20 protein-coding genes are annotated in these 20,285 nt (G+C 52.6%); all 20 read right to left on the bottom strand.

What is annotated here, in order from left to right; translation table 11 throughout:
• Nucleotides 1–298: 298 nt before the first annotated feature.
• Nucleotides 299–1,795 carry a lysine--tRNA ligase gene (gene lysS / locus AC6RNO_RS31315; RefSeq protein WP_474686955.1) on the bottom strand — a complete coding sequence of 499 codons (1,497 nt, stop codon included), beginning with the start codon at nt 1,793–1,795 and terminating at the stop codon, nt 299–301.
• Nucleotides 1,796–1,906: 111 nt separating this feature from the next.
• Nucleotides 1,907–2,383, bottom strand: coding sequence for a transcription elongation factor GreA (greA, locus tag AC6RNO_RS31310; protein WP_474686957.1), 477 nt, complete (start codon nt 2,381–2,383; stop codon nt 1,907–1,909).
• A 253-nt stretch (nt 2,384–2,636) separates the two neighbouring features.
• Nucleotides 2,637–3,653 carry a tRNA dihydrouridine synthase DusB gene (gene dusB, locus AC6RNO_RS31305; protein ID WP_474686958.1) on the bottom strand — a complete coding sequence of 339 codons (1,017 nt, stop codon included), beginning with the start codon at nt 3,651–3,653 and terminating at the stop codon, nt 2,637–2,639.
• A 17-nt stretch (nt 3,654–3,670) separates the two neighbouring features.
• Nucleotides 3,671–3,883 (bottom strand): helix-turn-helix domain-containing protein, encoded by a 213-nt coding sequence (locus AC6RNO_RS31300; RefSeq protein ID WP_474686959.1) that lies wholly within the window; start codon nt 3,881–3,883, stop codon nt 3,671–3,673.
• On the bottom strand, nt 3,865–4,380 hold the full coding sequence (gene folK, locus AC6RNO_RS31295; protein ID WP_474686961.1) for a 2-amino-4-hydroxy-6-hydroxymethyldihydropteridine diphosphokinase: 516 nt from the start codon (nt 4,378–4,380) through the stop codon (nt 3,865–3,867). The genes AC6RNO_RS31300 and folK overlap by 19 nt, the downstream gene beginning before the upstream one ends.
• Nucleotides 4,377–4,745, bottom strand: coding sequence for a dihydroneopterin aldolase (folB, locus tag AC6RNO_RS31290; protein ID WP_474686963.1), 369 nt, complete (start codon nt 4,743–4,745; stop codon nt 4,377–4,379). Before folB ends, folK begins: the two co-directional genes overlap by 4 nt.
• 19 nt (nt 4,746–4,764) lie before the next feature.
• Complete coding sequence (gene folP / locus AC6RNO_RS31285) at nt 4,765–5,523, bottom strand: dihydropteroate synthase (RefSeq protein ID WP_488438144.1); 759 nt, start codon at nt 5,521–5,523, stop codon at nt 4,765–4,767.
• A 53-nt stretch (nt 5,524–5,576) separates the two neighbouring features.
• On the bottom strand, nt 5,577–6,458 hold the full coding sequence (pabC, locus tag AC6RNO_RS31280; RefSeq protein ID WP_488438117.1) for an aminodeoxychorismate lyase: 882 nt from the start codon (nt 6,456–6,458) through the stop codon (nt 5,577–5,579).
• A gap of 3 nt (nt 6,459–6,461) precedes the next feature.
• Nucleotides 6,462–7,043: an aminodeoxychorismate/anthranilate synthase component II gene (pabA, locus tag AC6RNO_RS31275; protein ID WP_488438118.1), complete on the bottom strand. Its 582-nt coding sequence runs from the start codon at nt 7,041–7,043 to the stop codon at nt 6,462–6,464.
• A 41-nt stretch (nt 7,044–7,084) separates the two neighbouring features.
• Nucleotides 7,085–8,638, bottom strand: coding sequence for an anthranilate synthase component I family protein (locus tag AC6RNO_RS31270; RefSeq protein ID WP_488438119.1), 1,554 nt, complete (start codon nt 8,636–8,638; stop codon nt 7,085–7,087).
• Nucleotides 8,639–8,770: 132 nt separating this feature from the next.
• Nucleotides 8,771–9,709, bottom strand: a complete 939-nt coding sequence (cysK, locus tag AC6RNO_RS31265; RefSeq protein WP_488438120.1) for a cysteine synthase A — start codon at nt 9,707–9,709, stop codon at nt 8,771–8,773.
• A 115-nt stretch (nt 9,710–9,824) separates the two neighbouring features.
• The gene (locus AC6RNO_RS31260; protein ID WP_488438121.1) at nt 9,825–10,775 is read right to left on the bottom strand and encodes a peptidyl-prolyl cis-trans isomerase; all 951 of its coding nucleotides are present in this window, start codon (nt 10,773–10,775) and stop codon (nt 9,825–9,827) included.
• A gap of 34 nt (nt 10,776–10,809) precedes the next feature.
• Nucleotides 10,810–11,676: an Hsp33 family molecular chaperone HslO gene (hslO, locus tag AC6RNO_RS31255; RefSeq protein WP_488438122.1), complete on the bottom strand. Its 867-nt coding sequence runs from the start codon at nt 11,674–11,676 to the stop codon at nt 10,810–10,812.
• Nucleotides 11,677–11,695: 19 nt separating this feature from the next.
• On the bottom strand, nt 11,696–12,460 hold the full coding sequence (locus tag AC6RNO_RS31250) for a type III pantothenate kinase (protein WP_474686976.1): 765 nt from the start codon (nt 12,458–12,460) through the stop codon (nt 11,696–11,698).
• Nucleotides 12,457–13,326, bottom strand: coding sequence for a carboxylating nicotinate-nucleotide diphosphorylase (gene nadC, locus AC6RNO_RS31245; protein WP_488438123.1), 870 nt, complete (start codon nt 13,324–13,326; stop codon nt 12,457–12,459). Before nadC ends, AC6RNO_RS31250 begins: the two co-directional genes overlap by 4 nt.
• A gap of 1 nt (nt 13,327) precedes the next feature.
• Entirely contained in the window at nt 13,328–14,932 is a 1,605-nt protein-coding gene (nadB, locus tag AC6RNO_RS31240; RefSeq protein ID WP_488438124.1) for an L-aspartate oxidase, read from the bottom strand.
• A gap of 114 nt (nt 14,933–15,046) precedes the next feature.
• Nucleotides 15,047–15,985 carry a quinolinate synthase NadA gene (gene nadA, locus AC6RNO_RS31235; protein ID WP_474686979.1) on the bottom strand — a complete coding sequence of 313 codons (939 nt, stop codon included), beginning with the start codon at nt 15,983–15,985 and terminating at the stop codon, nt 15,047–15,049.
• Between the two features lie 192 nt (nt 15,986–16,177).
• Nucleotides 16,178–18,133, bottom strand: coding sequence for an ATP-dependent zinc metalloprotease FtsH (ftsH, locus tag AC6RNO_RS31230; RefSeq protein WP_488438125.1), 1,956 nt, complete (start codon nt 18,131–18,133; stop codon nt 16,178–16,180).
• A gap of 98 nt (nt 18,134–18,231) precedes the next feature.
• Nucleotides 18,232–18,771 (bottom strand): hypoxanthine phosphoribosyltransferase, encoded by a 540-nt coding sequence (gene hpt / locus AC6RNO_RS31225; protein WP_474686981.1) that lies wholly within the window; start codon nt 18,769–18,771, stop codon nt 18,232–18,234.
• Nucleotides 18,772–18,840: 69 nt separating this feature from the next.
• Nucleotides 18,841–20,259, bottom strand: coding sequence for a tRNA lysidine(34) synthetase TilS (gene tilS / locus AC6RNO_RS31220; RefSeq protein WP_497107859.1), 1,419 nt, complete (start codon nt 20,257–20,259; stop codon nt 18,841–18,843).
• Nucleotides 20,260–20,285 lie beyond the last annotated feature (26 nt).

Below are 20,285 nucleotides of genomic sequence, written 5' to 3'. Positions count from 1 at the left end.
AGCTCAATTTCAAAGCTGACGAGATTTTGCAATCTCTTGTTTTGGTTGATTGCTCAACCTTGCTTCTTCACTCGTTGTTCAGTTTTCAAAGAGCAATTTCTTTTGCTTGCCTGCCATCTTTCGACAGCCGGAAGACCAATATACCATGTTTAAAACTCATTTGCAACTTGTTTTTCTCAAGTTGTTGTCGCTTTTTAGCGGCGACGTTTATTAAGATACCACAGACAATATAGACATTGCAAGTTTTATTTTTAAAAAACTTCAGGGCGCCTGCCGGCGCCCCGAAATACAAGCTCGTTTATTCGCCTTGACGCTCGCGCATAAGCGGGAACAACAGCACATCGCGGATAGAAGGCGCGTTCGTAAGCAGCATCACCAGACGGTCGATGCCGATACCTAGCCCGCCCGTAGGAGGCATGCCGTATTCGAGCGCGCGAATGAAGTCATCGTCCATTTCATGGGCTTCGTCGTTGCCTTGTTCTTTTTCACGGAGTTGGGCTTCAAAGCGCTCCCGTTGATCGATCGGATCATTAAGCTCCGTAAACGCATTGGCATGCTCGCGGGCCACAATGAACAGCTCGAAACGATCCGTAAAACGCGGATCTTCCGGATTCTTTTTCGCAAGCGGAGAAATCTCCAAAGGATGCCCATAAATAAACGTCGGTTGAATCAGGGTCTCTTCGACAAACGTCTCAAAGAACTGATTCACGATATGACCGAACGTCATATGCGGCTCAACGGGCACGTTATGCTCTTTTGCCAAACGGTGCGCTTCCTCGTCGGACATATGGACGTTAAAGTCCACGCCTTTGACCTCTTTAATGGCATCAACCATAGACACGCGTCTCCAGCCTACGGCCAGATTTACTTCGTGATCCTGATACTGAACGGTAGTCGTGCCCAAAACCTCTTGAGCGATATGAGCAATCAGCTCTTCGGTGAGCTTCATGATATCTTTGTAGTCCGCATACGCTTCGTAAAGCTCGATCATGGTGAATTCCGGATTATGGCGGGTAGAAATGCCCTCATTGCGGTAAACGCGGCCGATCTCGTACACTTTTTCCAAGCCGCCCACGATCAGGCGTTTCAGATGAAGCTCAATCGCAATACGCATGTACAGCTGCATATCCAAAGCGTTGTGATGCGTGATAAAAGGACGCGCGGAAGCTCCGCCCGCAATCGCATGCAGCGTAGGCGTCTCCACTTCCAAATAGCCGCGTGAGTCGAGATAACGGCGCATGGATTGAATAATTTTCGAACGCAAAATGAACGTCTGCTGGACGTCCTGATTCATGATCAGGTCAACGTAGCGTTGACGGTAGCGCATCTCTACGTCTTTCAGGCCGTGGAATTTCTCCGGCAGCGGAAGCAGAGATTTCGTCAATACCTCGAGCGATTTCACCTTAATGGAGGTTTCACCCGTTTTCGTTTTGAAAACGACGCCGCTTACGCCTACCATATCCCCGATATCGAGAATGTCGAAAGCTTGGTATTTAGCGGCATCAAGGGAATCTTCGCGCACGTAGATTTGAATTTTTCCGGAAATATCCTGAATATGGGCGAAGCTTGCCTTGCCCATGCCTCTTTTTTGCATAATCCGGCCGGCAATGCTGACTTCATGGTGTTCGGCTTCCAGCTCTTCTTTCGTTTTGTCGTTATACGCCTCGATAATTTCTTGGGTTGTATGCGTTTTGACGTATTTGGCGCCGAAGGGATCGATTCCCAATGCGCGAAGCTCGTCCAATTTGTTGCGGCGAATAACGAGTAGTTCGTTGAGTTCCTGTTCTTGGCTCATGATTTCATCTCCTACGCAATTATGTTAAGTTGATGTTTCCGGCCCGTAAAGGTGGCGGTAAAAACCGGAAAAAAGCTTCCGGACGGAAGCTTTTCAAAAAGACGCTGTACGTTACTTTTTGATATCGACGATCTGATATTGAATGACACCGGCAGGAACGTTAACGTCTACTGTCGCGCCCTTCTGCTTGCCAAGAATAGCTTTGCCTACAGGGCTTTCATTGGAAATCTTATTCTGAAACGGATCGGACTCCGCTGTGCCTACGATATTGTATTCAACCAAATCGCCGAATTCAAGGTCCTTCAATGTCACGATCGATCCAACGCTCACCGTGTTGATATCCACATCGTCGTTATTAATAATCCGCGCGTTGCGCAGCATTTTTTCCAAAGTAATGATACGGCCTTCAATAAAAGCTTGCTCATTCTTCGCGTCTTCATATTCGGAGTTCTCGCTGATATCGCCGTAGCCGATCGCTACTTTGATTCTTTCCGCGACTTCGCGGCGTTTTACCGATTTCAGATGTTCTAGCTCTTCCTCCAGCTTTTTCAAGCCTTCCTGTGTAAGAATGACTTCTTTTTCACTCATTCCCAACTGATCTCCCGTCGTGTGAAAGATTTTCATATCGTTGAATCAATGCTTCCTGCTAGGAGTTAAGGTCTTATAAAAGAGCTGATTCAAGTAGTATGAATTCACTATTAGATAATATATTAGCCTCATGCCTCAAGATGACTCTCTCTGGGTACTGCGCTGCCGTTCACTTTATGCGGATTAACATTAATATTGACTGATTATATTGCAACGGTTTCAAAATGTCAATCAAAGCCAATCCTGCATCTATTTAATGAATGACAGCGGATTCTTGACCTGAGGAGGACTCGGATTCGCCGTTCAAACTATCGACATATTCATGCAAAACACGCACCATTTCGTCGCGTTTGGTCAGTTCCATGATGACGTCTTTGACGCGGGCGGAGCCTGTCATGCCTTTGAGATACCAGGCCATGTGCTTGCGCATTTCCTTGACCGCTACATGCTCGCCCTTCAAGGCGGCGAGACGGTCCAGATGGAGAATGGCGATGCGAATTTTTTCTTCGGGCTTCGGATCCGGCGGGAGCTCGCCATGAGTCAAATACTGCACGGTCCGGTACAGCATCCACGGGTTGCCCAATGCGCCGCGGCCGATCATGACTCCGTCTACGCCGGTTTGGTCGATCATCCGTTTGGCGTCCTCGGGAGTCACCACATCGCCGTTGCCGATGACGGGAATCGATACAGCCTGCTTGACTTCCCGTATAATATCCCAATCCGCCTTGCCGGTATACATTTGCTCGCGGGTACGGCCGTGCACGCTGACTGCGCTTCCGCCGCCTCTTTCGACAGCTTTGGCATTTTCAATCGCGTAAATATGTTCGGAGTCCCAGCCGATGCGCATTTTAACCGTGACCGGTTTGCTGACAGCCGCGACTACGGTCGCGATCATTTCTTCGATTTTGTCCGGCTGCAGCAGCCAGCGGGCGCCTGCGTCGCATTTGGTGATCTTCGGCACCGGGCAGCCCATGTTGATGTCGATGATATCGGCGTTTGTGTGCTGATCCACGACTTTGGCCGCCTCGACCAGCGTCTCCGTGTCGCCGCCGAATATTTGCAGGCTGAGCGGTTTTTCGCGCTCGTCCACATACAGCATTTCCATCGTGCGCGAGTTGCCGTGAACGATCGCTTTGTCGCTGACCATCTCGGCGCAGACCAGGCCGGTTCCGAACTCTTTGGCAATGAGCCTGAACGCGGGATTGCAGACTCCGGCCATCGGCGCGAGCACGACTTTGTTCGGAGCCTCCACGTTTCCTATTTTCAACATTGTAATTTCAACTCCTCTCAGCGGGTGCCTGCCGCCACCAGTTCATCCGGTTCAATATTCAGCACTTGTGAAATGTTGTGAATGATTTTGTTATCGGGTTTGCGGGTTCCCCGTTCAATAGCCCCTAATATGGCGATGGAGACGCCTAACATATCGGCGAGCTCGTTTTGCGTGTATCCCTTCAGTTTGCGAAAAGCGCGAATGCGTTGGGCTACTGTGCTTTTTTCCATAGTACAACGCCGTCCTTTCCATCCAAATTCTGTAGCTGTGCGGTAACGGCCTCCGATGCGGCATGCTGCCGCTTGCTTAGAACCTCGGAAAGAGGAACTAGCACAAAAGCCCGCTCCTGCATCCGCGGATGCGGAATGATCAAGTCGGGAGTCGCGATCCGGAGGTCTCCGTACAGGAGCATATCCAGATCGATCGTTCTTGGGCCCCAGCGCACATCGCGGGTTCTACCGAGACGTTGTTCAATAGCCAGCATAGCGGTAAGCAATTGTTCCGCAGGCAGCTCGGTAACGATTTCGATAACCATATTGAGAAAAGCCGACTGGTCCACGTATCCGACGGGTTCCGTCTCATAAATGCCCGAGCGGGACGTTACCGTTATACCCGGTTGCTCATTCAGCTCTGCGATTGCCTGCTGCAAATAGTGTTCGCGATCTTCTATATTTGATCCCAATGCGACATAGGCGATAATTCCCTGCTCTTGTTCTACGGCTGTCATTCATTTGCCCGCTTTCGGTTGATCTCTACGGTCACTCCGTCAAAGAGCACCGGAAATGGCGGATGCGGCTTGATGACGCGTACCGTCACTTCATTGATACTAGTATAAGTATGCAGCAGCTCGGATGCAATATTTTCCGACAAAGCTTCGATCAGTTTAAAAGTGCGGCCCTCGACAATCTCTTTGACCTTATAAAATACTTCCGCATAATTGATCGTATGCTCCAATTCGTCGGAGGCGCCGGCTTTGTTCAGCGGAAGCATCAGCTCGACATCGACATAAAAGCGCTGCCCCAGCTTGTTCTCCTCGGGGAATACGCCGTGATTGCCGAAAAACTGCATGCCGGCCAGTTTGATTTTGTCCATGTATTACTGCCTCCTCGGATTAGGTTCGGACGATGGCGTCCGTCATAACGGCCACCCGCTTCATTGCCCGGACGTCATGCACACGCATGATGCTGCAGCCTTGAGCGATGCCCAGAGCGACGGTTGCCGCGGTCCCTTCCACGACATCGTCTGCAGGAAGTCCCAGCGTATTGCGTATAAACGTTTTGCGGGAAGTGCCCAGCAGTACGGGATATCCGAGCGCTGCGATGGCCTCCAGCCGGTTCATGAGCCACAAGTTCTGCTCGTAAGTTTTGGCGAAGCCGATGCCGGGATCGAGCACGATTCGTTCCTTGCGGACGCCGGCATCCAGCGCCAACTGCACGCTCTTTTGCAAATCGCTCAGCACCTCGGGCAAAAATTCGACATAGTTCATGTCGGTGCGGTTATGCGTGATAATGAACGGACACCCGTATTCGGCGGCAGTTGCAGCCATCCGGGTGTCGGCCAGCCCTCCCCAAACGTCGTTGATAATATGAGCCCCTGCTTCCAGCGCCTGTCTGGCGACTTCGGCCTTGTAGGTGTCGATGGAAATGGGAACATCAAACTCGGCGCTAAGCGCCCGAATAACGGGAATGACGCGCTTCAGCTCTTTTTCCAGCGGTACCGCCGCAAAACCCGGACGCGTCGACTCCCCGCCGATATCAATAATATCCGCGCCTTCGTCCACCATCTGCCTCGCTCTGCGTAGCGCGGTATCGATCGTCACATAAGCCCCCCCGTCCGAAAACGAATCCGGGGTTACGTTCAAAATTCCCATGATGATCGTCCGCTCTCCGATCGGCAGCTCATGCCCTTTGCATAGCAACGTCTTCACTGCTGTTCACTTCCTGTCCGCCGTTGATACTCCAGCATGATTTGAACGGTCATAGGTCCGGGGACGCCTTGTCCCGCACGGAGCTGTTCCCCGCCGGGCGTGTACAGCATCGTTACGGGAACGATTTCCTGCACGGAGTTGACGAAAAATATCTCGTCCGCGCTGACCAAATCTTCCCACGTATATAAACCGTCTGCGGTGGCAAAGCCGCTCTCCTGCGCCAATTGCAGCACAAACGCCCGCGTAATGCCCGGCAAAATCCCCGTTTCGAGGGACGGAGTGTAGAGTACGGAATCTTTGACGAAAAAGAGGTTGCTCACGATGCCTTCCGCCAAGTAGCCTTCCTCGGTCAGCATGAGCCCCTCTGCGCCTGACGCCCACTTGTAGTTCTGTAGTTCCCTTTTTGCAAGAATATTATTCATGTAATGCAGCGATTTGAACCGGTAAAGCCCTTCCGGCGTATTGCGGGGCAGCTTCAGCAGCTGCAGCGCCTTGCCCTGGCTGTATACCCGCTCGTCTCGCGGAGGAAGCGGCTTGACGTACATAATCTCCGTTGGCTGCAGGTAATCGCCGGAAGGCAAGCCCAACATATCGATACCTGCAGATACCGTATAACGAAAATAGGCATCCCGAAGGTTGTTGGCCTCAAGCAGCCCGGATATCATCGTTTCGATGCGGTCCTGCAGCGGCTCATGCCTGATGCCGAGTTCCTTGCAGCCTTCCGCCAAGCGGTTCAAATGCTCCTTCAATAAAAAAGGCTTGCCTGCATACGTGCGAAACGTTTCAAACAAGCCAAGACCGTAAAGAAAGCCGTGATCATAAACAGAGACCACGGCTTGCTGTTCATCATAAATCGTGTTGTTTATACTGATTTTCATTGCCTATACGACGCTTCCGGCTGTACGGCGCAGGAAATTGCGGAGTATCTGGTGCCCGTGATCGGTAATGATCGACTCCGGATGGAACTGGACGCCTTCGATCGGGTATTCCTTGTGCCGCAGCGCCATAATTTCGCCTTCCGCCGTACGGGCGCTAACTTCCAGACAATCCGGCAGCGTCTCGGCTTTCACGATAAGCGAGTGATAGCGGGTCGCTGTAAAAGGCGACGGAAGCCCTTCGAACAACGTCTTCCCATCGTGGAAAATGGGCGATGTTTTGCCGTGCATCAGCCGCTCGGCGCGAATGACTTCGCCGCCAAAAGCTTGGCCTATGGACTGATGGCCGAGGCAAACGCCGAAGATCGGTATTTGGCCCTTGAAACGGTCGATCAGCGCAAGACTGATACCCGCTTCGTTCGGGGTACAGGGCCCCGGAGATATCAGTATGTGATCCGGCGACAGAGCCGCGACGCCCTCCAAATCGATTTCATCGTTGCGGCGCACAACAATCTCCTCACCAATCTCACCCAAGTACTGTACCAAGTTGTACGTAAAAGAATCGTAATTGTCAATCACTAAAATCATCCTATGCTCTCCTTTCGTTAGCCGCTGGGGCTAATCCTCTGCTAAGCTCGGCTCATGCTCCGCTCGCTATGTTCAATCGCTTTCCACAACGCCTTGGCTTTGTTCAAGGATTCGACATACTCCCGTTCGGGTACGGAATCGATAACGATCCCCGCTCCCGCCTGAATATGGCCCATTCCTTGCGCCGCCGCCAATGTGCGTATAATTATATTAAATTCCAAATTGCCGTTATAGTCAATCCACCCCATCGAACCCGTGTATGGCCCGCGTCTGACAGGCTCCAGTTCCTCGATAATTTCCATCGTTCTGATCTTGGGAGCGCCGGTGATTGTGCCTCCCGGGAACGTTGCGGCGATGACATCGTAAGCGTCCTTGCCCTCGGCCAATTCGCCCGTCACTTCCGATACGATGTGCATCACATGGGAATAATATTCGATAACCATGAAATCCTGAACCCGCACCGATCCGTACCGGGATATCCGCCCAAGGTCATTGCGTTCCAGATCGACAAGCATTACGTGCTCGGCACGTTCTTTCTCATTGTCGATCAGCTCGCCGGCGAGCCTGAGATCGTCCTGCTCGTCCTTGCCTCGGGGGCGTGTGCCCGCAATAGGTCTCGTGCGGAGAATGCCGTCCTCCAGCTGGACGAGCAGCTCGGGGGAGGCGGATACGAGCGAGAAACCCGCGAAGCGCAGCAGCCCCATGTAAGGCGACGGGTTGACGATGCGCAGCGACTCGTAAATCTCCTCCGGCGTCGTGCGCAGCTTGCGGCTCTGCCGGACGGAGAGGTTGACCTGGAACACATCGCCCTGGCTGATGTAAGTTTGGATGCGCTCGACGGCGCGGATGAAATCCTCTTTGCGAAACGCAGGCTGCACGCCTTCGATGGACTCGACGTCGATGTGAAGCTCGCCGCGGGGGATAAGCTCCCGCCCGTCCGGTTGTCCGCTTTCTCCATGCCGGTGGGCCGAACGGATCGAATCCCACCGGCGCAGCATTTCTTCCGTTTTCAGGCGGGCTTGCTCGTACAAACCTTCCAGGCACACTGCATCGCAACCGCCCGGAAGCAGCGAATGAACGGCAATATACAGCGACTTCTCCTGATGATCGATGATCCATACCCGGTCATATAAGGCAAAGCTGTAGTCCGGAATAGGCAGGTCGCTCAGCGCATGTTCGGGCAGCTTCTCAATCGTGCGCACGACGTCATAGCCCCAGAAGCCTACGCAGCCTCCCAAAAACTTGGGCACTCCCGCCACTTTCGGGCTGCGGTAGGGGACCATCCAGTTTTTGACCGCGTCGAGAGGCTTGGCCTGTACACGCAAAATGGCAGGAGCCGCATCAGCCCCGGGCGCAGCGCCCGATATTTCCGCATCCAAACCCGTCCCATGGATCGTGGAAAACGGCTTCAGGCCGAAAAACGTATACCGGCCGCCCTTGCCGCTTTCGAGCACGAACGAATCGGGCGAAGCTTCCTTCCATGCCTGCTGCCATGAAGCGACGCGGTCTTCACCAAGGCCGAGCTTGATAATATAAGGCAGCATCGTGTACGTGGAGGACCAGCCACGCCACTGCTCCAAAGTTGTTATGATCACGTTGCTTCCCCCTACAATTTTCCGCAGGAAAATGTCCTTTTCCGATGATTGGTTGTCCATTAGTATACTCTAACGGCTTGTAAAACAAAAGCCCTCGGCTCTGCAGCCGGGGGCTCTTCATCATGCACGGTATTAGTCTTCGAATTGGTACAGAGGCGTGCTCAGGTAACGCTCGCCGTTGCTTGGAATTACCACAACGACGCGTTTGCCGGCGCCAAGCTCTTTAGCCACTTGCAGCGCTGCAAAGATGGCCGCGCCCGAAGAAATACCGCCAAGGATGCCTTCTTCTTTGGCAACGCGGCGGGAAGTTTCGAACGCGTCTTCGTTCTCCACTTGAATAATCGCGTCGTAAATCGACGTGTTGAGGATGTCGGGAACGAATCCGGCTCCGATCCCTTGGATTTTGTGAGGGCCTGGCTTGCCGCCGGAAAGAACCGGAGAAGCCGAAGGCTCAACCGCATAAATTTTGATTCCCGGGAAATTTTCCTTCAAAACGCTGCCGGCACCTGTAATCGTACCGCCGGTTCCGATACCGGCGATGAAAGCGTCCAGCTTGCCGTCATGCTCTTTGATCGCTTCTACGATTTCCGGACCTGTCGTTTCGCGGTGGATTTTCACGTTCGCCAAGTTCTTGAACTGCTGCGGCATGAAATAAGTCGGATTCTCCGCTTGAAGCTCTTCAGCGCGGCGGATCGCGCCTTTCATACCTTCGGCTCCCGGCGTCAATACGAGTTGAGCGCCATACGCGCGAAGCAGGTTGCGTCTTTCCAAACTCATCGTTTCAGGCATGACGAGAATAGCTTTGTAACCTTTAGCCGCAGCTACCATAGCCAAGCCGATTCCCGTGTTTCCGCTTGTCGGCTCGATGATCGTGTCACCCGGCTTCAGCTTGCCTTCCTGCTCGGCCACTTCCACCATGCTGATGGCGATCCGGTCTTTTACGCTGGCACCCGGGTTTTGGAACTCTAATTTCAAATAGATTTCCGCGCTGCCTTCCGGAACTACGCGGTTCAAACGAACAAGCGGCGTATCCCCGATTAATTGAGTAATATTTTGCACTAATTTTGCCATGCGCTACTGCCCCTTCCTGAATGAGAAAAATAATTTCCGAGTTAATCAGTCGGCATTAATATATTCATCTTATCAATGCGCACTACAGATTGTCAACCGGATTTTATTCAAAAACTTACTGAAATTGGGCATCCATTACTGCCGCGCCCCATTTGGCCCGAAGCTTTTCGACAAAATCTTTCAGGGCCGGCGCCTCCTGCAGAGCCAGCTCTTTCCGAACATTATCGCGGATAAAAGATTTGTCCGGATTCGGCTTTTCCCGCCGGTCCTTCAGCCTGACGACCGCATAGCCCTTATCGACGGCCACGGGCTTGCCGGTTTCTCCGGGCTTCAGTTTTTTGGCCGCTTCCAGTACGGGAGCCGCAACAAATGGATCGTTGTCCTCGACCCAGCCCAAGTCTCCGCCGCTGTTATTCGTCGCGTCGTCCAGCGAACGGTCCCTCGCCAGGGTGGCAAAGCTCTGGCCTTTCCCCAGATCGGTCAGCACTTTGTTCGCCTGATCCTTCGTCGAAACGATGATCTGCTGGATGTTCAGCTCCACTTCCTGCCGAAACTCTTCCGGATGCGCGGCCATATAGGTATCGACTTCGGCATCCGAAATTTTAATGTTCCTGGTAGCGATCTTCTCAAGCAAAAGCTTGCTGCTGACATCTTCGCGCAGCGCTTCTTTGGTCATGCCGAGCTGGTCTTTCATCGATTTGTAAAACTGCTCCTCATTGTCGTACCCCTGCTGCATCCTTCTCAGCTCGCGATCTATTTCCGCATCACTGACCGCAATGCCCGTTTCGGTTCCTTCCAGACGCACCGCTTCTCGATCCAGCATCTGTTTGAGCAGCTCTGCGCCGTATTGGCGCTCAAGTGCCTTTTGAAGCTCTCCAATCGTAATCTCACGATTCCCTATTTTGGCAACTACCCGCTCGGTGTCGTTCTCGATGTGCTGCTGCGGCTCGGATGAATGACCTGGTTCTGGTTGGCTCTTGGAACGGGCGATCAAAAAGAAGCTGAGCACAAGAGTACATACGGCCAGGAGGCCGATGACTCCCCATAATCGCTTTACGTCCCGCATCCTGATTCCCTCTTTATTCAAAAGTCGCGACTCGCTACAGATCTATCATCCGCTGCAAGTCTTCGCGTTCATACCGGTAAGTTTCGTTGCAAAAATGGCATACCACTTCCGCAGTTCCGTCTTCTTCAAGCATTTCCCGCAATTCGTCTTTGCCCAGGCTGATCAGCGTTCGTTCCACGCGTTCCCGGCTGCATTTGCAGCGGAATACCACATTCTGGGAGTCCAAAATCTGAAGCGAAGGCAGCACCGTCTGCAAAATTTCTTCCAACGTTTTGCCGCTATCCAGCATCGTCGTGACCGAAGACAGACCGCTGAGCGCAGCTTCGATCCCCCCGATCTCTTCATCGGTGACGCCCGGCAGCAGTTGAATGACGAAGCCTCCGGAAACTTTTACCGTATAGTCGACATCCACCAATACGCCGAGAGCAACGACAGAAGGCGTCTGTTCGGACTTGGCAAAATAATAAGTAAAATCTTCGGCAAGCTCGCCGGAAACGATAGGAACGCTTCCTTTGTAAGGCTCTTTCAAGCCCAAATCTTTGGTGATATACAAAAATCCGTCTGTCCCTACCGCGCCTGCGACATCAAGCTTGCCTACCGCATTGAGCGGCAGGTCTACATCGGGGTTGTCGACGTATCCCCGAACTTCGCCTTTGGCGTTGGCGTCCACGACGATTTGACCGATAGGCCCGCCGCCTTTGACTTGAATGGTGAGCTTCTCTTCGCCTTTAAGCATAGCCCCCATCAAAAGCCCCGCAGCCGCCGTTCTCCCCAATGCGGCTGTCGTCGTCGGCGTCGTCCCGTGCCTTTGCCGCAATTCCTCGGTGATGGAAGTGGTCTGCACTGCAAATGCCCGAACTCTCCCATCCAGTGCCGTTCCTCGTATCAGATAATCGCTCATTGGTAAATCCTCTCTATGTTCATGCATTTTTTTCATAAATCATTTGCAAGCCTTGAAGCGTCAGCAGCGGGTTGACGATTTGAATCGTACGCGACTCGCTGGAAATCAGCTCCGCCAAGCCGCCCGTCGCTATAACTGTCGGATTGACCTGAAATTCATGCTTCACTCTCTCTACAATACCATCAACCTGGCCCACATAGCCAAAAATAATGCCGGCCTGCATAGCCGCTACCGTATTGCGGCCCACGACGCTTTTCGGCTTGACGAGCTCGATGCGGGGCAGCTTAGCCGCCTTTTGATACAGAGCCTCCGTTGAAATGCCGATCCCGGGCGCTATCGCGCAGCCTATCAGTTGCTGGGCAGGATCGATGTAATCGTAGGTCGTCGCCGTGCCAAAATCCACGATGATACACGGAGCTCCGTACAGCTCAAGCGCCGCTACCGCATTCACAATGCGGTCCGCGCCAACTTCCTTCGGGTTATCGACGCGAACGTTCAAGCCCGTTTTGATGCCGGGCCCTACAATATAAGGCGTTCTTTTTAAATAATGAAGGCAAAGGTTTTCCATAACGGACATCAATGGAGGGACTACAGAGGAAATGATGACGCCTTCCACATCGGCGAATGCAATTCCCGAGTGGCGAAACAGGCTGTGCAGCAGCATTCCGTATTCATCGACCGTCGCCGAGCGGTTCGTACTGATTCTCCAGTGATGAAGCAAAGAGCGCTCCTGGTACAATCCCAATACGATATTGGTGTTCCCGACATCTACAACAAGAATCATTGCGTGGTCTCCTTCCGCTCATTCAGGTCCAGACTAATGTCCAAAGCCGTTACGGAATACGTCAGCCGGCCTACGGATATAACGTCGACACCCGCTGCCGCCATCGCCTTGATCGTCTGCAGCGTAACCGAACCGGAACCTTCTACTACAATATGCGGAGCTTTGCTTTTAATTATTACAACAGCTTCCTTCATCATGTCCGGCTTCATGTTATCGAGCATGATGATATCCGCGCCTGCCTCCAAAGCTTGATGGAGCTGGTCGAAGTTTTCGACTTCCACTTCGATTTTCATCGTGTGCGGAATGTTGCGGCGCGCTGCTTGTACGGCTTGGGAAATGCCGCCGGAACCTTTAATGTGATTGTCTTTGATCATAACCGCATCATACAGCCCGAAGCGATGGTTATGCCCGCCTCCGACGCGCACCGCATATTTCTCGAGCAGCCGGTGTCCCGGTGTCGTTTTCCGCGTATCGACAAGCCTTGTCGGCAGTCCTTCGAGCGCATTCACAAATTCCCTCGTTCTTGTCGCAATTCCCGACATCCGCTGCATCAGATTAAGGCTCAACCGCTCGCCGAGCAAAATGCTTCTGGTATTGCCTTCCACTTCTGCTAGAACAGTCCCTTTATTAACAGACGATCCTTCCACGGCTTTCGGTTCAAACCGAAGCGAAGGATCTACTTCCGCGAAAACGGCCCGGGCAATGGGCAAGCCGCAGACGATGCCGTCTTCTTTGACGTGTATAATCCCTTTGGATTCGTGTTCCAAAGGGATAGTATGCAAAGTCGTCACGTCGCCCGTGCCGATATCTTCTTCCAGCCACAGCCGAATGTTCTTGCGAATCAGCTCCATATTGACATCCAACATGCTAAATCCACTCCTCAACCCTATCTTCCCCGTGCTTGAATACAATATGCTTCGCCCAATGCCGGTCATCCCGCTCCGGAAAATCTTCGCGGTAATGCCCGCCGCGGCTTTCCTCCCGCTGGAGGGCGGCCATCGTCGTAAGCAGCGCGCAATTCAGCAAATTGGCGAATTCGTATTCTTCCCGCTTGCTCATAACGGTATCGTAAACCGGCAGCTGCCGGGCGAGCTCTTCATAACCTTTTTGCAAACCTTTGGCCGAGCGTTTTAGCCCCGCATAACGAAGCATTACTTTTTGCAGCTTCAGCTTTTTCTCGACAACCGCTTGCTTCGGATTCTCGGTTCTTGGCAATTCCGCCAGAATCACCGGATTTCCTTCCAAAGGAGGAAGCTCGCGGATGCGTTCGATAATGCGTCTGCCGAATACGATCGCTTCCGAAAGCGAATTGCTGGCCAGTCGGTTCGCGCCGTGTACACCTGTAGAGGACACTTCGCCGCAGGCAAACAGCCTGCGAACGGCTGTCTCTCCGTACAAGTCCGTTTTGACCCCGCCCATCATATAATGCGCGGCAGGCGCTACGGGGATCCAGTCCGTGCTGAGATCCAGACCGTATTGCACGCAGTATTCATAAATGGTCGGGAAGCGGTGCTTGACCAATTCTTCCGTTTCATGCGTGATATCGATATAGACGAATGTCGACTTTGTTTGCTCCATCTCATCGACGATGGCGCGGGCTACGACATCCCTCGGCGCAAGCTCCAGTTGGGGATGATATTTTTCCATGAAGCGCTCCCCTTTAATGTTGCGCAAGTATGCGCCTTCACCGCGCACCGCCTCGGAGATGAGGAAGCGCGGAGCGCCCGGGTAGCACAACGCAGTAGGGTGGAATTGGATAAATTCCACGTCCTGGATGTGCGCGCCGGCGCGGTAAGCGATCGCGATGCCATCGCCGGTGGCGATGTCCGGGTTCGTCGTGTAGCGGAACAACTGTCCCGCACCGCCGGAGCACAAAATGGTTGCGTTGCCGCGCACGAATATCCGCTGACCGTCAGGCTTTTGCACGAGGGCGCCGTAGCACTCCCCCTCATGCGTAATCAGGTCGATCACAAAATGATCGTCCCAAATCTCGATGTTCGGATCCTGCTTCGTCCGCTCCGACAAGGCCCGAACGATCTCGGCGCCGGTCGCATCGCCGTGCGCATGCAAAATACGGCGCTGGCTGTGAGCGCCTTCTTTGGTCAAAGCGAACTCCCCGTTCTCAAGATCGAACTGGGTGCCCATCCGGATCAGGTCCTGAACCCCGTCCGGACCTTCGTGGACAAGCACGTCGACAGCTTCGCGGGAGCAAAGCCCCGCGCCTGCAATCAGCGTGTCCTGCATGTGGTATTCCGGAGAATCCTCATCCGAAATAACCGCGGCTATGCCGCCCTGCGCGTATCGCGTATTGCTGTCGAGCAGCGACTTCTTCGTGATCATTAGCACTTTTTTGTTCTCGCTTGCCCGGATCGCAGTAAACAAGCCCGCTATGCCTGCGCCAATTACAATGACATCCGTCTGTATATGCGGAATCGAATCTAAATCTACGTCTATGAGATATCTGGGTATCATGCCGGTTCACCTGTCTTTTACAAAGTGACCCCGCAAAGCCGAGCAAGCCCTGGAAGCTTGTCCCGCTGCTTGGCGGGGGTACAGAAACACGGGTTTACAAGAGAGTAGCGCATGCTACTTCACTTGTAACATGCGCTCTAGGGATAATCTTGCTTTATCGGCCACATCTTCCGGAACGTAGATTTCCGGCTGCATCGTTTCGAGGGCGCGAACGATTTTTTTCAAATTGTTCACCTTCATATTAGGACAAACCAAATATTTGGTAGCAAAGTGAAACTGCTTATTCGGACTATCCTTTCTCAACTGATACCCTGTTCCGTCTTCCGTACCTACGATGAATTCCTGGCAATCCGATTCTTTGCAATATTTAATGATCGCGGTCGTACTTCCGACAAAATCGCCCAGCTTAACGACTTCGGGCCGGCATTCCGGATGAACGACGAATTGGGCGTTCGGATGCTGCGCTCTCATTTCTTCGACATCTTTGACGGTCAGCATATCATGCGTATTGCAGTAGCCTTCCCAGATAATAATTTTTTTGCTTGTGAATTTTGATACATAGTCGCCCAAATTTTTATCCGGTACCCAGATGATCTCATCCGAATCTACCGAATTGATGACATTCACGGCGTTGGCCGACGTGCAGCAAATGTCCGTCTCCGATTTCACGTCCGCGGATGTGTTAATGTAGGCAACGACTTTCGCGTTCGGATGCTGGCGCTTCAAAGCCCGGAGCCCTTCCACGTTGACCATGTCGGCCATCGGACAGCCGGCACGTTCATCCGGAATAATGACTCTCTTGTTCGGCGCCAAAATCTTGGCGCTTTCCCCCATGAAATGCACGCCACAGAATACGATTACATCTGCATCTGTTTCAGCCGCTTTCTGCGCAAGCAGAAAGGAATCCCCCCGGAAATCGGCTACTTCCTGTACTTCGTCCCGCTGATAATAATGAGCAAGAATGATGGCGTTGCGTTCTTTCTTCAGCTGCAGCAGCCGCTCTTTCAATTCGCGGTTCTGCTCCGCTTTTCTTTCCAAGGCTAGAGCCTCCATGAGTGCATCCTCCCCTATGTGGGACCTGATATGTCTCGTGCTAGTAGTATGATCTAATTGTTCTGAAAATAAAGATTTACACCTAATTTACACATTACAGCATCCCCTGTCAATGCGCAAATATGTCGAAAAAAACGAAAAAATCCGGGTACACCTCATGTGTACACCGGATTTGCAAATTGGTATGGCTCGTTACTCTTCGGAAGAGTCCGGTCCTGCCTCTTTGTCTTTATCCTTTTCGAACTCAAGCTTGTTGCTTTCGCTGGATTGACTTTGGCTATGGATGTTGACCTTCACTTCTTCATCCTCTGAAGTAGGATCAAGCGAGCCTTTTTCCAGAAGGTTAATGATTTCGTCCTTGTCGAGCGTTTCTTTCTCAAGCAGCGTCTTGGCGACCAGGTGGACCTGATCCGCATACTTGGTCAAAATTTCGCGGGCGCGTTCGTAGCAATCGCGAATGAAACGCTGCATCTCCTGATCGATTTCGTAAGCAATCGCATCCGAATAGTTCTGCTCATGTCCGATATCGCGGCCCAAAAACACTTGGCCTTGACTGCTGCCGAACTGCATCGGTCCGAGCTTGTCGCTCATGCCGAATTCCATAATCATGCGGCGGACGATTCCCGTCGCTTTTTGGAAGTCGCTGTAAGCTCCGGTGCCGATTTCGCCGATATACAGCTCCTCGGAAACGCGGCCTCCCAGGAGGCCCGTGACTTTATCCAGCAGCTCGTTCTTCGTCTGCATCATGCGGTCTTCGCCTTCTTTGGGCAGCATCATTACATAACCGCCGGCGCGTCCGCGCGGAACGATTGTAACTTTGTGCACCATGTCGGCGTTCTCCGCATAGTAGCCGATAATGGCGTGGCCGGCTTCGTGGTAAGCGACCATGCGTTTTTCGCTATCGCTGATAATGCGGCTTTTCTTTTGCGTACCGACGATGACGCGGTCGAAAGCTTCCTCGATTTCCGCCATCGAAATGTCCTTGCGGTTGCGTCTTGCCGCGATCAGCGCCGCTTCGTTCAACAGATTTTCCAGATCAGCGCCTGTAAATCCGGTTGTATAGCGGGACAAAGAGTCCAGCTTGACGTCTTTTGCCAAAGGCTTGTTGCGCGCATGCACTTTCAGCACCGCTTCGCGGCCCTTCACATCCGGGCGGTCTACCGTAATTTGACGGTCGAAACGTCCTGGGCGCAGCAGCGCCGGGTCAAGAATATCGGGGCGGTTCGTTGCCGCGACGATGATAATGCCTTCATTCGCGCCGAAGCCGTCCATCTCTACGAGCAATTGGTTGAGCGTTTGTTCGCGCTCGTCGTGGCCGCCGCCTAATCCGGCGCCGCGTTGACGGCCGACTGCGTCGATCTCGTCGATAAAGATAATACAAGGCGAATTCTTCTTCGCATTCTCGAACAAGTCGCGCACACGGGATGCGCCGACACCGACGAACATTTCCACAAAGTCGGAACCGGAGATGCTGAAGAAAGGAACGCCGGCTTCTCCTGCTACCGCTCTGGCAAGGAGCGTTTTACCTGTTCCCGGAGGCCCGTTGAGCAGGACCCCTTTCGGAATTCTTGCGCCTACGGCTGCAAACTTGCGCGGATCCTTGAGGAATTCCACGACTTCCACCAATTCCTGCTTCTCTTCGTCGGCCCCCGCCACATCTTCGAACGTGACGCGCTTTTTCTCTTCGTTATATAAGCGGGCACGGCTTTTGCCAAAGTTCATGACTTTGCCGCCGCCACCCTGAGCCTGATTCAGAAGGAAAAAGAACAGGATGAAAATAATGACAAACGGAATAATCGAGGTCAGGAAGCTGATCCATACGCTGTCCCTTTCCATCGTTTCATACGCTTCGGTAGGAACTCCGTTAGCCTCAATGAGCTGCACGACCAAAGGTTCGTAAGGAGCATGCGTCTCAAAATTTTTCTTGTCGGCAGTTGGAGGATTGATGTACTTACCTTTAACCAAATACGTATATCCGTCGAATTTCAACGTAACGGACTCTACGTTTTTGTTAATTACCGCTTGGCGGAACTTGTCGTAAGTAATTAAATCCTTCTGTTCGTTTTGGGTACTTATAAAATGAACGATACCTACCGTAACCAAAAAAATAAGCAAATAAAAACCGGTATTCCGGATAATTCGATTCATCCCCAACCTCCTCTCGAACGGCACACTTTTTTTATTTTACCACATCCTGGCGAAGCATCACAACAAAGCCGGTTTGGACAAGCCAATGGGACGTGATATTAGCAGTTATAGATCTCGGGCTTCAATATACCGATAAAAGGAAGGTTGCGATACTTCTCAGCGTAGTCCAGTCCATATCCGACGACAAACTCGTCCGGCAGCACGTATCCGGCGTAATCCGGTTCAAGCTCTACCGTTCTGCGCGCAGGCTTGTTGAACAAAGCTACGACCGAAATGGACAGCGCGTTGCGCCGCTCCAATACATCGATCAGGTAGCTGAGCGTCAGGCCGCTGTCGATGATGTCTTCTACGATGATAATGTGGCGCCCTTCGACCGGTACATCCAGATCCTTGATGATCTTGACGACCCCTGACGACTTGGTCGATTGTCCGTAGCTGGACACGGCCATGAAGTCGAGCTCAAGAGGCACGGTGATGCGCTTCACAAGATCCGCCATGAAAATAAAGGCGCCCTTGAGAACGCAAATTACGAGAGGATTTCTGCCTTCGTAATCGCTGGAGATCCGCTCCCCCAATTCCTTGATCTTGTCTTGAATTTGTTCTTCGCTGTAAAGAATTTCCTGAATGTCGCTGTACAAGGATGAACCTCCTAGTTTATATTATGAAACCTTATAAATTTACATTCTGGACGAACGAAATTTACTCTGCTAATTCAGCATCAGCTTCATATGAAGCGCGCGCACTGTGTCCTCCCGGATCAAAGCATGCCCCGACCTTCGAAAGCCTGCAATCCACAGTACCTGGCCGGATGCATCGACAAGCAAAGGGATGGCGTCGCGCCGACTAGGCGGCATTTTCGCATCAATGAACATATCTTTTACCTTTTTGGACCCGTTTAAACCATGAGGTTCAATGCGATCCCCTGACTTTCTGCTTCTTAGAACAAGCGGCAGCTCGACCCGATCGAGATCGAACCACGCCTCCATGACGGGCGAATGCGCCCCGCCTTGAAAATCAGCGGTTTTCACTTGATAGCTGAGCCTCGCTCCGGCTTCAGGCAGCGGCAGTTCGCCGGCTTCCGAAGCTTCCAGGGGCAGTTCGTACGCAAAAGCTGCAGAGGCCGGAGCCTCGCGCTGAAATCGGACGGTATCATATTCCTTCACAAAATAAAGCTGTTCATGAACGGCCATAACCGTGCAGGGCGAACGATCCTGCAGAATGGCTTGGCGAATCGCTTCCATTCTTGAGAAATCGTGCCTTTCCGTCCATGAAGAAAGATAGTTTAATATTAGTTTAATCAAACGCCTTTGTAAAGCAATGTGCAGCTGGACAAAATCCGGCTTGGCGAACCGGCAGGAGCTCGGCTGCAAGGTTACGGTCCGCCTCAAAGCCTCAGCGGCCTCTGCTTCCAAATAGTCGTCTTCGGCCTGCATCATTTCCGCCAGACGGTTCAATGCTTCGGGGAGCTGCTCGTTGTATTGTCCCAGCATCGGCAGCACATCAAGCCGTACCTGATTGCGAAAATATTTGCGCGAATCGTTGCTGCTGTCCTGGCAGTATGCAAGCCCACGCTGCAAACAATACTGCACAAGTTCTGATTTGTATATACGTAAGCAAGGACGAATCAGTTCCACTTTTTTTTCGCGCCGGCGTTCCGGCATTCCGGCAAGCCCCGACGGGCCCGTGCCGCGCAGCAGGCGCATCATGATCGTCTCCGCCTGATCGTCCGCATGGTGGGCCAGCGCGATCTGCTGCGCCCCGTATTTTTCGGCCACGGCATGCAAAAATTCGTAACGCTTCTCGCGCGCCGCGGCTTGGGCATTGAGCATGCTCTCCTCGATGTAGGCCGGCACGTCAATGCTGCCGATTTCGCACGGGAGGCTTAAGGCTGCAGCCAATTCGGCGACGTAGTCCGCCTCTTCGTCGGATTCGGCTCCCCGAAAGCGGTGGTTCACATGCGCGACGATCAGCTTCCAGCCGTAGGTACCCGAAAGCGCAAAAAGGACATGCAGCAGCGCCACGGAATCAGGTCCGCCTGAAACCGCAACGACAACCCCATTTCCCCGGCCGATCAGATGCTTATCGTTAATATTTTGTTCCACTTTGGCTACAAGATGTGTGTCCATTCGCCGTTCCTTCCTTTTGCCCCATC

The organism is Paenibacillus sp. sgz302190 (assembly GCF_059820445.1).
The sequence above is the reverse complement of the archived record's forward strand: the minus strand, read 5'-3'. Positions and strand labels throughout refer to the sequence as shown.

Bases quoted from the DNA above. Each gene is read 5' to 3' on its own strand.
- lysS (WP_474686955.1), bottom strand. From the start codon at position 1,795: ATGAGCCAAGAACAGGAACTCAACGAACTACTCGTTATTCGCCGCAAC.
- greA (WP_474686957.1), bottom strand. From the start codon at position 2,383: ATGAGTGAAAAAGAAGTCATTCTTACACAGGAAGGCTTGAAAAAGCTG.
- dusB (WP_474686958.1), bottom strand. From the start codon at position 3,653: ATGTTGAAAATAGGAAACGTGGAGGCTCCGAACAAAGTCGTGCTCGCG.
- AC6RNO_RS31300 (WP_474686959.1), bottom strand. From the start codon at position 3,883: ATGGAAAAAAGCACAGTAGCCCAACGCATTCGCGCTTTTCGCAAACTG.
- folK (WP_474686961.1), bottom strand. From the start codon at position 4,380: ATGACAGCCGTAGAACAAGAGCAGGGAATTATCGCCTATGTCGCATTG.
- folB (WP_474686963.1), bottom strand. From the start codon at position 4,745: ATGGACAAAATCAAACTGGCCGGCATGCAGTTTTTCGGCAATCACGGC.
- folP (WP_488438144.1), bottom strand. From the start codon at position 5,523: ATGGGAATTTTGAACGTAACCCCGGATTCGTTTTCGGACGGGGGGGCT.
- pabC (WP_488438117.1), bottom strand. From the start codon at position 6,458: ATGAAAATCAGTATAAACAACACGATTTATGATGAACAGCAAGCCGTG.
- pabA (WP_488438118.1), bottom strand. From the start codon at position 7,043: ATGATTTTAGTGATTGACAATTACGATTCTTTTACGTACAACTTGGTA.
- cysK (WP_488438120.1), bottom strand. From the start codon at position 9,709: ATGGCAAAATTAGTGCAAAATATTACTCAATTAATCGGGGATACGCCG.
- AC6RNO_RS31260 (WP_488438121.1), bottom strand. From the start codon at position 10,775: ATGCGGGACGTAAAGCGATTATGGGGAGTCATCGGCCTCCTGGCCGTA.
- hslO (WP_488438122.1), bottom strand. From the start codon at position 11,676: ATGAGCGATTATCTGATACGAGGAACGGCACTGGATGGGAGAGTTCGG.
- AC6RNO_RS31250 (WP_474686976.1), bottom strand. From the start codon at position 12,460: ATGATTCTTGTTGTAGATGTCGGGAACACCAATATCGTATTGGGATTG.
- nadC (WP_488438123.1), bottom strand. From the start codon at position 13,326: ATGTTGGATGTCAATATGGAGCTGATTCGCAAGAACATTCGGCTGTGG.
- nadB (WP_488438124.1), bottom strand. From the start codon at position 14,932: ATGATACCCAGATATCTCATAGACGTAGATTTAGATTCGATTCCGCAT.
- nadA (WP_474686979.1), bottom strand. From the start codon at position 15,985: ATGGAGGCTCTAGCCTTGGAAAGAAAAGCGGAGCAGAACCGCGAATTG.
- ftsH (WP_488438125.1), bottom strand. From the start codon at position 18,133: ATGAATCGAATTATCCGGAATACCGGTTTTTATTTGCTTATTTTTTTG.
- tilS (WP_497107859.1), bottom strand. From the start codon at position 20,259: ATGGACACACATCTTGTAGCCAAAGTGGAACAAAATATTAACGATAAG.